The organism is thiotrophic endosymbiont of Bathymodiolus puteoserpentis (Logatchev) (assembly GCF_900127505.1).
Classification (GTDB): Bacteria; Pseudomonadota; Gammaproteobacteria; order PS1; family Pseudothioglobaceae; genus Thiodubiliella.
Genome location: NZ_UEXF01000058.1, coordinates 74,312 through 85,767 on the forward strand (window position 1 = coordinate 74,312; position 11,456 = coordinate 85,767).

Genomic DNA, 11,456 nt, shown 5'->3' on the forward strand with positions numbered 1-11,456 from the left:
CCCCCCTAAATTAGGGTGGTAGTTGCCGTAACATATTAACTTTTTTTCTACTACAAAAAGGAGAATATATGAAACAGAACTACCACATGAATGCGAATACTAATGCACATTCAAGAGCGATTATACACGGGGCTAAGGCTTCGAATACTACCTTAGCACACCGCTTTGGTGTTAGCACTAAAACCATTGCCAAATGGAAGAGTCGTGATTTTGTTAAAGACAAAACCTCAAGACCAAAGACAATACACTACGCTTTAAATGAGACCGAGCGTGAGATTATTCGAGTAGTACGAACCCTCACTTGGTTAGAACTTGATGACTTAACTGATAGTATTGTTGCCTGCATGCCAAATGCCAATAGGAGTAATGTATATCGCACTTTGGTGTGTTTTGGCATTAACCGAGTGCCACAAGAAAAGAAACAACAAGCCTCTACATTTAAGGAATATGAGCCTGGATATTTACACATTGATGTTACCTATTTACCAAAACTAGCGGGTAAGAAGCAATATTTGTTTGTTGCCATTGATCGTGCTACTAGGGTGCTTTATTTTGAGATTTATGAGAATAAAACCGCTATCAATGCCGTTGAGTTCCTTAATAATTGCAAGGACTTTTATCCTTTTACAATTACGCATATATTAACTGATAATGGCTTAGAGTTTACTGATAAGTTTGTCACTAAAGACAAGCAAGTTAGTGGTAAACACAAATTTGACAAACTCTGTTCACGCAGTGAGATTGAGCATCGATTAACACAGCCTGCAACCCCTAAAACCAATGGCATGGTCGAGCGCGTCAATGGCACGATTAAGAATGCAACAGTTAAGGCGATAACGTATCAAAACATTGATGAAATGAAGCAAGATTTGAACAAGTTTTTGATTTTTTATAATTTTAATCGTGGACATGGTGGACTTAGAAAAGAGATTAAGGTAAGGACGCCTTATGAGGCTTTAGAGTATTGGTATAATTTGAAGCCTGATTTGTTTATCAGAAAGCCTGATATGTTTCGGAGTGTGGTTTTTGAAAGTAGGGAATAACGTGGTGAAACCTGACATTTCAGTTGAGTAAACAAGAATTTAAAAGCCTGAAATCATAATTTATGACATTAAGTTGAGGCGGGCGACGAAAATTACCAAATGTCTTTACTAAATAAGGGGCAATAATGTTTTCCGGTGTGTTACGGAGCAAGTGGGCGATATAAGTTAATGTACAAATTATACGAATTTTTGTACAATTTAGGAAAATTTTATCTGAGAATAAAACAATGAAAACCACCCCACTCATCATTTACCAAACCGAAGACGGAAAAATCAAAATTGAAACGCATTTTGAGAACGAAACCGTATGGCTAAACATTGACCAGATCGCCGAGTTGTTTCAAAAATCCCGTTCTACTATTAACGAGCATATTCTTAATATTTACAAAGAAGAAGAGCTTGAGATAGAGCCTTCAATGAGAAAAATCGGAAATTCCGATTTTTCTATCAAACCGACTAATTTTTACAATCTTGATGTGGTTATTTCGGTAGGTTACAGAGTCAAATCACATCAGGGGGTGCATTTTAGAAAGTGGGCGACGGCACTCATTAAAGAGTATTTGATAAAAGGTTTTGCCATGAACGATGAACTGCTCAAAGAAGCGGGCGGCGGGAATTACTTTGAGGAGCTTTTAGCGCGAATTCGTGATATTCGTTCATCGGAAAAAGTATTTTGGCGTAAGGTTTTAGAGGTTTACGCCACAAGTATTGATTATGATCCTAAAACAGAACAATCTGTAAAGGTGTTTGAAACCATACAAAATAAAATGCACTGGGCAAGTTATGGAGAAACAGCAGCAGAAACAGTCTATAAGCGAGTAAATTCGTCAAAAGAACACATGGGGTTAACCAATTTTAAAGGTGAAATACCATCAAAAAAGGAAGTTGAAACTGCTAAAAATTATCTTACAAAAGACGAGTTGGATATGTTGAACCGAATGGTAACGGCATTTTTGGAAATTGCAGAAATACAAGCCTTAGACCGCACACCAATGTATATGGCTGATTGGATTAAGCGATTAGATGCTTTTTTGAAAATGACTAATAAAAATGTTTTGCAACATTCTGGGGTTATCAGTCATCAACAAGCCATCAAAAAAGCACATCGTGAATATGAAATTTATAAAGAGCAAGCAAGCAATAGAATCACACAAGTTGAAAAAGATTTTATTAAACAACTTGAGAGAAAAGTTAAGGACTTGAAGTAATGAGGCTTGCCAAAGAAAAATGCAAACAATAGACATTCAAAACCTTAAAGCCAATGATATTATTCGCAAGTGCGTGCATTGCGGATTTTGCTTGGCAACTTGCCCGACTTATCAACTGTTGGGCAATGAGTTGGATTCACCTCGTGGGCGCATTTATTTGATTAAATCGGCTTTGGAAAACAACGAATCGTCCGCTGACAGTCTACAACATTTAGACCGTTGCCTAACTTGTCGTGCTTGTGAGACGACTTGCCCATCGGGCGTGGAATACGGGCATTTGTTAGACATTGGCAGGGCAGTCATAGAAGACAAGCGGCCACTATGGCAAAAGGCTTCTCGTTTTGCTGTGCGCAAGTTTTTAACCATGCCAGTGTTGTTTAATATGATTGGATTTTTGTTTCGACACTCTGGTATCCAGACACCTGTTATTAAGCCAAAAATATCAGGCAAGACAGTATTGTTGCTGGGTGGCTGTATACAGCCTATGCTGGCACCTAATATTAATCATAGCGTTAAAAATATCTTAACTAAATTGGGGTATAAAGTAGAAGAAACCCCGCAAAAACAGTGCTGCGGTGCCGTTGACCAACACCTTAGTGCCAATGATGAGGCGCTACAAAAAATTAAGAAAAATATTGATGCATGGCACTCGTTTGAGGTGATTATCTCCAGCGCTAGTGGTTGCGGGGTGATGGTAAAAGATTACGGTTCGCTGTTTGACAAGGGTGATATCTATTATCAAAAGGCACAAACAGTGAGTCAAAATACATGCGATATTGCACAGTTTTTGGCAGATAAAGATTTGTCAATATTCAAAACGTTTAATCAAACAATAACTTATCACTCTCCTTGCACAATGCAGCACGGGCAACAACTCGGCGGTTTGGTGGAGTCTATTTTGAAGCGATTGGGCTATGAGCCATCTACTGTGGCTGATGCGCATCTGTGTTGTGGCTCAGCGGGGACTTATTCAATATTTCAGCCAAAACTCTCACAACAGTTAAAAATCAATAAGTTAAAAAATTTGCAAGCCAGCAATCCAGAAATGATTGTCACTGCGAATATAGGTTGTTTAATGCACTTGCAAAAAGGCACCAAAGTACCTGTTAAACATTGGATAGAACTGTTGAATAATTGATTGGTTTTAGTAAAAATTTAAGGCGTACCACTAAAAAATTTAGTAATTTCATCAACCAACTGCCAGTTACCATTAAAAATGAAGTTGAGAAAATAAGAAGTTTGCAATAACTTTTGAATATTGGAATAAATTATTAGAAAAATAGTCTAGAATAGACAAAATGGATAAAAAATTATGCAAAAAACTTCAAGCAGTCATTTGAAGCAAAATATTTCTATTTTACAAAACGCACTTAGATCTGATTTGTTAATAACTAAACAAAATAAGCCTTTTGTGGTGGTAATGGATTATCAAAAATATCAGGCATTAAATAATGCAGGAAAGATTGCAAATGCTGAAACGATGCAGGCTATTCAAAACTTAGAGCAAGGTAAAGATGTCATCACTTATAACAATGCTCAAGAGATGTTTGATGATTTGGATTTGTAAGTTATGATCATTAAACTTGATAAAAAGTTTAAGAAAGATATTAAGCGTGACAAAAATTCTGGAAAGTTCAATGATAATGATTTTAATGAGTTGAAATTGGTTATGACCAACTTGGCTGGTGATATTGTTTTGGATAAAAAATATTTGACACATAAATTAGTGGGTAACTGGTTGGGTTATCAAGAGTGCCATTTGAAGTCAAATTGGTTGTTAATTTACAAGGCATCTAAAAATCAAATTAATTTTGCTGACTTGGCACGCACCAACAATTATTTAAAAAATATTAAAATATTAAAATATCAAAATGGGTAGAAGAAGAAAACTAAAGCCTAAGACTTACGAATTAGAGATTGAATCACTCTCTCACGAAGGGCGAGGTATTGCGCATCTTGATGAGAAGGTAATTTTTGTGAGTGGGGCGTTGCCGGGTGAAACAGTGATTGCTGAGCGTGCTTTTTCGCGTGCTAAATTCGAAGAAGCAGATGTGAGTAAGGTACTTGTTGCATCACCTAAACGCATTACACCAAAGTGTTGCGTATTTGGTATTTGTGGTGGTTGTTCATTCCAGCATTTATCCGGCACAGACCAAATTGATGCTAAAGGAAAGTGGCTAAAAGATGCATTTGAACAGCAAGCCAAAACTGAGCCAAAAAATTGGCTTGAGCCTTTGCAAGCGCAGGCGTGGGGCTATAGGCGTAAGGCGCGTTTAGGCGTGCGTTTTGTTGCTAAGAAAGACAAAGTATTGGTGGGTTTTCGAGAAAAAAAATCAGGCTGGATTGCCAATATGGATAGGTGCGAAGTATTGCATCCTTCTATTGGCGAGCATTTGGTAGCGTTAGGTAATGCAATAGAAAAACTCTCAATCAAATCACAAGTTCCCCAATTGGAAGTTGCCGTTGCTGAAAATAACACGGTGCTTATCTTGCGACATCTTGAGCCATTAAGTGTGAAAGATGAGCAAATATTGTTAGATTGTGCTAAGGATTTGGATATTACTTTTTATACCCAAAGTGGTGGTGAGGAGACAGTTAAGCCACTTGAGAAAATCGTTAATTTAACCTATTCTCATCCTGAGCATAATATTGAAATGGCGTTTTTACCCACGGATTTTACGCAGGTGAATTTTAAACTTAATCAAAAAATGATTAACCTAGCGTTGTCATTACTTGAGCTTAATGGGGATGATGAAGTGATTGATTTGTTTTGTGGTTTGGGTAACTTCACTTTGCCGATAGCTCGTTATGCAAAACATGTGGTTGGTGTTGAAGGTGATAGCGGACTGATTGAGCGTGCTAAGGAAAATGCACAGAGAAATGACATTCAAAATGCTGATTTTTATAAGGCAGATTTGTTTAAAGAAGTAGCAGGTTTTGAATGGTTTAGAGGCAAAAAATACAACAAAGCACTGATTGATCCAGCGCGCTCAGGCGCAATTGAAATTGTAGAATTATTAGCTAAACTTGGCGTTGAGCGATTGGTGTATGTGTCGTGCAATCCTGCAACTTTGGCACGAGATACTGTTAGACTCATTGAGATTGGATATAAACTAGAATCTGCAGGCGTGATGGATATGTTTCCACAGACTGCTCATGTTGAATCTATTGCATTATTTACCAAATGATTAGTATTAGTATTAAAGACCAAATACTATCTTTTAAAGATAAAACTTATTCTATCAGCAGCGCAGCAAATGGACTTGGGGAAGAAGAGGGTTCATTTTGTACACCAACGGGCAAATTTAAAATCGCCTCGATGATTGGTGATGGACTTGAATCAGGTGCAGTATTAGTTGCTAGGGTGCCAACGGGTGAAATATATTCACCTAAATTAAAGCAGCAACATCCTGATAGAGATTGGATACTCACGCGCATTCTTTGGTTGGATGGGCTTGAGGTTCATAATAAAAATACCAAAAAACGCTATATTTATATTCACGGTGCACCTGATGAGGCAACAATGGGTGTGCCTAGTTCAAAGGGTTGTATTCGACTGCGTAACCAAGATATTATTGAGTTATTTGAACGCGTTAAAATCGGTGAAGATGTTGTTATAATGAAAGCATGACTATATTAGCACAATACTTACCTAAGAATGCTTTAGAGCGTCTAAAAGCCAATAAAGATGCGGTACTAATTGATGTTCGCTGTGAAGCAGAAAACAAATTTGTTGGTCGGCCAGTTGACTGTATTTTTGTGCCCTGGCTTGATGACCCTGATTGGGAGGCCAATGAAGGTGAATTCATTGCTGCTATTGGACGCTTTAATTGCCAAAAAGATACTGAAATTATTCTAATTTGTCGTAGTGGTTATCGCTCTGGTGATGCGGGCAAATGCCTGCTTAAATTTGGCTTTACTAATGTTGCTCATGTTGTTAGTGGTTTTGAGGGGGATCTCGATGAAAATGATCAGCGTGGCAATGTCAATGGCTGGCGTCATGATGGCATGCCTTGGGTGCAATGTTAGACAATATTAAGCTTTTTATCCACCCTCGAGTGATAACCATGCTTTTTCTTGGCTTCTCAGCGGGTGTTCCAATTTTGCTTATTTTTTCTACGCTAGGGCTTTGGCTTAATGAAGCCGGCGTTGTAAAATCTAGTATCACCTTCTTCTCTTGGGCGGCATTAGGCTATTCATTTAAATTTGTATGGGCGCCATTGGTTGATCGGTTGCCTTTGCCTTTTTTGACCAAATTTTTAGGTCGAAGAAGATCATGGATGTTTATTTCTCAATTGGCAATCATGGTTTCAATATGGCTAATGTCTGCTGTTGATCCGCAAGCTAATATTGATAATTTAGAGTTAATGGCAATTGGTGCGGTGCTACTTGGGTTTTCGTCAGCCACACAAGATATTGTCATTGATGCATACCGCATTGAATCAGCCGATAAAGATATGCAATCAATGTTGTCTGCCACTTATATTGCAGGTTATCGAATCGGCATGTTAGTAGCGGGCGCCGGTGGTTTATTTTTGGCCAGTTATTTTGGCTCCACCAAAGAGCTATATAGTTTCTCAGCTTGGTCAAATACTTACTTAGTGATGATTATGGTGATGATGCTCGGTGTGGTAACAACACTATTAATCAAAGAGCCTGATTTAAGTCGTTACAATAAAGAATACTCAACCGCAGATTACCTTAGATTTTTTGCATTATTTTTAGCCATAGTCGCTGCTTTTATTGCCACATTTGTTGTTAGTGCTGATCTTGGCAAGGCATTTAAATCAAGCCTTACGGAAGTATTTTCCAATAAGCATTTGTCTGGTTTTATCGTTGCTACATTAAGAATGATGCTGGCCATTGCAGGTGCTTATATGGCAGCTAGAATATTAATCGCGTTAAATATTGTCAATCGCTCGATGGTGAACAGTACTTATGTTGAGCCAGTTAAAGATTTTTTTGATCGCTACGGATTGAGTGTTGCTATTTTATTATTAGCAGTGATTGGCTTGTATCGAGTGAGTGATATTGTACTTGGCGTTGTGGCTAATATCTTTTACCAAGATATGGGTTTTAGCAAAATTGAAATTGCCACTGTGTCTAAAACATTTGGCCTATTTATGACTGTTGCAGGCGGGTTTTTAGGCGGCTTGATGGCGATTAGATTTGGCGTATTTAAAGTGTTGTTCTTAGGTGCGGCTCTGTCTGCAATAACCAATTTATTGTTTATCGTTTTGGCAAGTGTCGGTCATGATATGACTTGGCTATACATTACCATTACGATGGATAATTTATCGGCAGGGTTGGCAGGGGCAGCCTTTATTGCTTTCTTATCAAGCCTTACCAATATCAAATTTACCGCGGTTCAGTATGCTGTTTTTTCGTCTTTAATGACTTTATTGCCTAAGATTTTTGGTGGCTACTCAGGCACAATCGTAGAGGTATTTGGCTATAGTGAATTTTTTATTTTCACCACGCTGATCGGATTGCCAATTTTGTATTTGGTGTATAAAGTTAAACCCTACATTGATTAAAATATGAATTTAGGATCTATTATGATGGATGTGTCAGGCTTGACATTAACCAATCTAGAAAAACAACAGCTAGCCAAAGCCTCAATTGGCGGCGTTATTTTATTTTCGCGTAATTTTAAAGATATTTATCAAGTGAAATCCTTAATTCAATCTATTCGTTTAACCAATCAGAATTTACTCATTGCTGTTGACCATGAGGGCGGTAGAGTGCAACGCTTTAGAGAGGGTTTTACCCATTTACCAGCGATGGCAAAACTCGGTGAGATTTACGACCAAAATCCAGACCACGCTTTAGAACAAGCCGCGTCTTGCGGTTATGTGTTGGCAGCAGAATTATTAGCCATTGGTGTAGATTTTTCTTTTGCACCGGTGCTTGATTTGGATTATGATGTATCTTCTGTGATTGGCGATAGAGCCTTCCATTCTAACCCTGATGTGGTGGTGAAATTGGCCAGTAGCCTGATTGAAGGCATGCATAATGCAGGTATGAAATGTGTGGGTAAGCATTTCCCTGGACATGGTTTTGTAGCAGCAGATTCACATCTAGATTTACCAGTAGATGGGCGCCCATTGAATGATATTTCTCAAGATATGGCTGTTTTTAAGGCGCTTATTAACCATGGTTTGGACGCCGTAATGCCAGCACATGTGGTGTACTCGCAAGTGGACTTGAATCCAGCGGGTTTTTCATCAAAATGGATTAAGGAAATTTTGCAAGAAAAATTGGGTTTTGGTGGCGTGATATTTAGTGATGATTTATCCATGCAAGGTGCACATTTCATTAAAAGTATAGTCAAGCGTGTTCAAGTCTCACTTGAGAGTGGCTGTGATATGGTGCTGATTTGTAATCATCCTGAATTAGTTGAGCAGGTGATTGATCGTGATTGGACGATGAGTGAAAAACTACAATCAATGCGAGGGATTAAGTCTAAGGATGTCGGTAAAATAACTTACTCGCAACATTTAGAAAATATCAGTGATTTACTATGAGTAAAGACAACAATCAAGATTTTGAACTTCGCCTATTAAATGCGGTGAGAAAAACCCTTATTTCTGTAGCAAAGGACACTATGACCAAGCCAGGATTGCGCCATCCATTGACACAGGATACGCAAAAAATGATCACCGATTGCTTAGATATCGTTATTTCTAGACAGGTCGTCATTGAAAAAGAATCCGGTACACATACTAAAATGAAACCTGTTTACACTGATGAACAAACGGTACAAAGCATTTCTGTTGACGATCTAAAGAAAACCTTAAATTAAATTCAATTCAATTCAATATGTTTTTAAAAAAGTCTCAAATTAGTAAAAATAAAAAATGATTTGGTTGGCTGCTATTTTTGGTTATTGGATTAATGGAGCTGTTGGTGCATTTGTTGGAATTGCGATAGTTTGGATATTGAGCTTTGTTACAAAGTCATTCAATGTTAATAACAATACTCATGCCACAACACTATTTCTTAACTCTCTTTTCTCAATGCTTGCGAAAATGGCAAAGGCAGATGGTGTCATTGCTAAAGAAGAAATTGATGCTGTAACACGGTTTATGAACGCTATAAGATTGAGTAGCAAAGACAAAGAAACTGCTATCAATGCCTTTAGAAAAGCATCGTCAAGTGAGCAATCAATCTATGAATATGCCAGCCAATATAGAGCAGTAGCCAGCTCAGAAATGAGAGGGGTTGTCTATGCAGTGCTTTGGGAAGTTGCGTATTCTGATGGTGTTTTGCACGAACAAGAAGATGAAATTCTAAGAAAAATACCCGAGTATTTAGGTTTACACAACGGTATATATAATGACTATAAAAATAGTGTCAATAACCAAAGTAGTTGGGGTGAGGCTGATATAGATAAGCATTATCAAGTACTTGGGTGCACTAAAGATAATAGCGATAAAGAGATTAAGAAAGCCTACAGAAAGGCCATATCAAAGCATCATCCCGATAAAATACAGTCCCAAGGTCTACCTAAAGAATTTATGGATTACGCTAATGAGCAGTCAAAAAAAATCAACAAAGCTTATGATGCCATCAAAAAATCTCGACACTAGCACCACCCTATGATAGAAGCACAAAGCATTAGTTATCAAGAATTAATTCAAGCTGTTGCCGATGCCAGTGATAGCGATACAAGATACGGCTTCTTTTTAGGGGCGGGTGCTTCCGTTGAGTCTGGCATTCCTGTCGCTAAAGAATTAAGTGAAAAGTGGTTGGAAACCATTAAAGACAATAAGGGGATCAATAATACAGACCTTAAAAAGTGGGAAGAAGAACCCGCCAAACACTATAGTGACATTTTCTCTCGGCGTTTTAGATCGAACGCCTCCGCTGGTCATGAAGAACTACAACAATACATTAATCAAGCAACCCCAAGCATCGGCTACTTATTTTTGGCACAAATTCTAACCAACACCAAGCATAAATTTGTGCTAACCACCAACTTTGACACAATGACCGAAGACGCTTTATTCTCACTTCATAATGCCCAACAAGCCAAACCTTTAATTATCGGGCACACCTCTTTGGCTGATTACCTTTTTGTTAGCAATAGTATTCGCCCAGTGATTGTGAAACTACACCATGATTATTTATTAAGCCCAAAAAATACCGAGCAAGATACAAATACCTTGTCACCTGAGTTTAAAAAGAACCTCCCCCTGTTTTAGAAGGCGTGCATTTAATTGTGATTGGTTGTGGTGGCTACGACACAGGCATTATGGATCATTTACGAAAAACCATCAGGAGAAAACCCATCTATTGGTGTTGTAGAGATAAAAACAGACTATCAATAGAAACAAAAAAAACTATTAACAGAGCAAGATTTTATTGTTGAAATTGAAGGGTTTGATCGTTTTATGCTAGTGTTAAATGATAAATTAAAACACCCTTCATTAATTGATCTAGACAATGTTGAGAACAGTGTATTGGTTAAGAATGTCATTCAACAAGTAAAAAACTACAAAGAACAACTGAGAAAGTTAAGTCAAAGAGGGGGCATGAAGGACAGTGAATTAAAGGCATTAGAACCACAATTGCCCACTTGGTGGGGTTATGAATTAAAAGCCATGAAAGAAACGGATCCTAATAAGAAAAATGAAATATATCGAAAAGGGTTGAGAGCATATCCTGAGAGTTTTGAACTTTGTGTCAATTATGCAAACTTTTTAACGATTATCGGCAAAGACCACGACCAAGCAGAAAAGCATTATAAAAAAGCCTTAGAACTTGAACCTAATGATGCAGCTGTTAATGGCAATTATGCAAAATTTTTGCTCATTAAGGGTGAAGAATCTCAGGCGCAAGTGTATTTAGACAAAGCATTTAATTCTGTTGATAATCAACAGGATTTATTGGTTGAATTGTGGTTTTATCGTTTGGCACATTATCCTGACTATCGACAGCAGGCGATAGAACAATTGGATGTGTTGTTGGAAATGGGGGGAAAGTCAATAGGGTGGGATTTTTCTGTCAATATTGAGCGGGCAAAAGAACAAGGTTTTGAACCTATAGAATTATTGCAACAATACGCAGATAAGATTAGTCAATAACGGGCTACCTGATATATTCTTACAAAAGCACTCATCGCCTCGAATAAAGTGAGTGTCATCCTTTATTGGGTCTATCAAGTTCTTTAAAGTTTCTAAGATCCTTAACCTTTTTATCT

At 37.8% G+C, this 11,456-nt stretch carries 14 protein-coding genes; all 14 read left to right on the top strand.

The window, feature by feature from the left end:
- Positions 1 to 68: 68 nt before the first annotated feature.
- The 14 genes from BHECKSOX2_RS07715 (at position 69) to BHECKSOX2_RS07780 (ending at position 11,340) form a co-directional block, all read left to right on the top strand.
- Entirely contained in the window at positions 69 to 1,043 is a 975-nt protein-coding gene (locus BHECKSOX2_RS07715) for a DDE-type integrase/transposase/recombinase (RefSeq protein ID WP_139681955.1), read from the top strand.
- A 227-nt stretch (positions 1,044 to 1,270) separates the two neighbouring features.
- The gene (gene rhuM / locus BHECKSOX2_RS07720; protein WP_139683111.1) at positions 1,271 to 2,251 is read left to right on the top strand and encodes a virulence RhuM family protein; all 981 of its coding nucleotides are present in this window, start codon (positions 1,271 to 1,273) and stop codon (positions 2,249 to 2,251) included.
- Between the two features lie 19 nt (positions 2,252 to 2,270).
- On the top strand, positions 2,271 to 3,389 hold the full coding sequence (gene glcF, locus BHECKSOX2_RS07725) for a glycolate oxidase subunit GlcF (RefSeq protein WP_139683112.1): 1,119 nt from the start codon (positions 2,271 to 2,273) through the stop codon (positions 3,387 to 3,389).
- A 174-nt stretch (positions 3,390 to 3,563) separates the two neighbouring features.
- Positions 3,564 to 3,818, top strand: a complete 255-nt coding sequence (locus BHECKSOX2_RS07730) for a type II toxin-antitoxin system Phd/YefM family antitoxin (RefSeq protein WP_090715326.1) — start codon at positions 3,564 to 3,566, stop codon at positions 3,816 to 3,818.
- Between the two features lie 3 nt (positions 3,819 to 3,821).
- Positions 3,822 to 4,130, top strand: coding sequence for a type II toxin-antitoxin system YafQ family toxin (locus tag BHECKSOX2_RS07735; RefSeq protein ID WP_139683113.1), 309 nt, complete (start codon positions 3,822 to 3,824; stop codon positions 4,128 to 4,130).
- Complete coding sequence (gene rlmD / locus BHECKSOX2_RS07740; RefSeq protein WP_139683114.1) at positions 4,123 to 5,439, top strand: 23S rRNA (uracil(1939)-C(5))-methyltransferase RlmD; 1,317 nt, start codon at positions 4,123 to 4,125, stop codon at positions 5,437 to 5,439. The genes BHECKSOX2_RS07735 and rlmD overlap by 8 nt, the downstream gene beginning before the upstream one ends.
- On the top strand, positions 5,436 to 5,882 hold the full coding sequence (locus BHECKSOX2_RS07745; protein ID WP_090715319.1) for a L,D-transpeptidase: 447 nt from the start codon (positions 5,436 to 5,438) through the stop codon (positions 5,880 to 5,882). The genes rlmD and BHECKSOX2_RS07745 overlap by 4 nt, the downstream gene beginning before the upstream one ends.
- Complete coding sequence (locus BHECKSOX2_RS07750; protein ID WP_090715317.1) at positions 5,879 to 6,280, top strand: rhodanese-like domain-containing protein; 402 nt, start codon at positions 5,879 to 5,881, stop codon at positions 6,278 to 6,280. Before BHECKSOX2_RS07745 ends, BHECKSOX2_RS07750 begins: the two co-directional genes overlap by 4 nt.
- Positions 6,274 to 7,788 (top strand): AmpG family muropeptide MFS transporter, encoded by a 1,515-nt coding sequence (locus tag BHECKSOX2_RS07755; RefSeq protein ID WP_180323716.1) that lies wholly within the window; start codon positions 6,274 to 6,276, stop codon positions 7,786 to 7,788. The genes BHECKSOX2_RS07750 and BHECKSOX2_RS07755 overlap by 7 nt, the downstream gene beginning before the upstream one ends.
- A gap of 3 nt (positions 7,789 to 7,791) precedes the next feature.
- Positions 7,792 to 8,778: a beta-N-acetylhexosaminidase gene (nagZ, locus tag BHECKSOX2_RS07760; protein WP_139683115.1), complete on the top strand. Its 987-nt coding sequence runs from the start codon at positions 7,792 to 7,794 to the stop codon at positions 8,776 to 8,778.
- On the top strand, positions 8,775 to 9,056 hold the full coding sequence (locus tag BHECKSOX2_RS07765; RefSeq protein ID WP_139683116.1) for a hypothetical protein: 282 nt from the start codon (positions 8,775 to 8,777) through the stop codon (positions 9,054 to 9,056). Before nagZ ends, BHECKSOX2_RS07765 begins: the two co-directional genes overlap by 4 nt.
- Positions 9,057 to 9,111: 55 nt before the next feature.
- Positions 9,112 to 9,843 (top strand): co-chaperone DjlA, encoded by a 732-nt coding sequence (gene djlA, locus BHECKSOX2_RS07770; protein ID WP_139683117.1) that lies wholly within the window; start codon positions 9,112 to 9,114, stop codon positions 9,841 to 9,843.
- Positions 9,844 to 9,852: 9 nt separating this feature from the next.
- On the top strand, positions 9,853 to 10,458 hold the full coding sequence (locus tag BHECKSOX2_RS07775) for an SIR2 family protein (RefSeq protein ID WP_139683118.1): 606 nt from the start codon (positions 9,853 to 9,855) through the stop codon (positions 10,456 to 10,458).
- Between the two features lie 189 nt (positions 10,459 to 10,647).
- Positions 10,648 to 11,340: a tetratricopeptide repeat protein gene (locus BHECKSOX2_RS07780; RefSeq protein ID WP_139683119.1), complete on the top strand. Its 693-nt coding sequence runs from the start codon at positions 10,648 to 10,650 to the stop codon at positions 11,338 to 11,340.
- Positions 11,341 to 11,456 lie beyond the last annotated feature (116 nt).

Coding starts and splice junctions, on each gene's coding strand:
- BHECKSOX2_RS07715 (WP_139681955.1), top strand. CDS start 69: ATGAAACAGAACTACCACATGAATGCGAATACTAATGCACATTCAAGA.
- rhuM (WP_139683111.1), top strand. CDS start 1,271: ATGAAAACCACCCCACTCATCATTTACCAAACCGAAGACGGAAAAATC.
- glcF (WP_139683112.1), top strand. CDS start 2,271: ATGCAAACAATAGACATTCAAAACCTTAAAGCCAATGATATTATTCGC.
- BHECKSOX2_RS07730 (WP_090715326.1), top strand. CDS start 3,564: ATGCAAAAAACTTCAAGCAGTCATTTGAAGCAAAATATTTCTATTTTA.
- BHECKSOX2_RS07735 (WP_139683113.1), top strand. CDS start 3,822: ATGATCATTAAACTTGATAAAAAGTTTAAGAAAGATATTAAGCGTGAC.
- rlmD (WP_139683114.1), top strand. CDS start 4,123: ATGGGTAGAAGAAGAAAACTAAAGCCTAAGACTTACGAATTAGAGATT.
- BHECKSOX2_RS07745 (WP_090715319.1), top strand. CDS start 5,436: ATGATTAGTATTAGTATTAAAGACCAAATACTATCTTTTAAAGATAAA.
- BHECKSOX2_RS07750 (WP_090715317.1), top strand. CDS start 5,879: ATGACTATATTAGCACAATACTTACCTAAGAATGCTTTAGAGCGTCTA.
- BHECKSOX2_RS07755 (WP_180323716.1), top strand. CDS start 6,274: ATGTTAGACAATATTAAGCTTTTTATCCACCCTCGAGTGATAACCATG.
- nagZ (WP_139683115.1), top strand. CDS start 7,792: ATGAATTTAGGATCTATTATGATGGATGTGTCAGGCTTGACATTAACC.
- BHECKSOX2_RS07765 (WP_139683116.1), top strand. CDS start 8,775: ATGAGTAAAGACAACAATCAAGATTTTGAACTTCGCCTATTAAATGCG.
- djlA (WP_139683117.1), top strand. CDS start 9,112: ATGATTTGGTTGGCTGCTATTTTTGGTTATTGGATTAATGGAGCTGTT.
- BHECKSOX2_RS07775 (WP_139683118.1), top strand. CDS start 9,853: ATGATAGAAGCACAAAGCATTAGTTATCAAGAATTAATTCAAGCTGTT.
- BHECKSOX2_RS07780 (WP_139683119.1), top strand. CDS start 10,648: ATGCTAGTGTTAAATGATAAATTAAAACACCCTTCATTAATTGATCTA.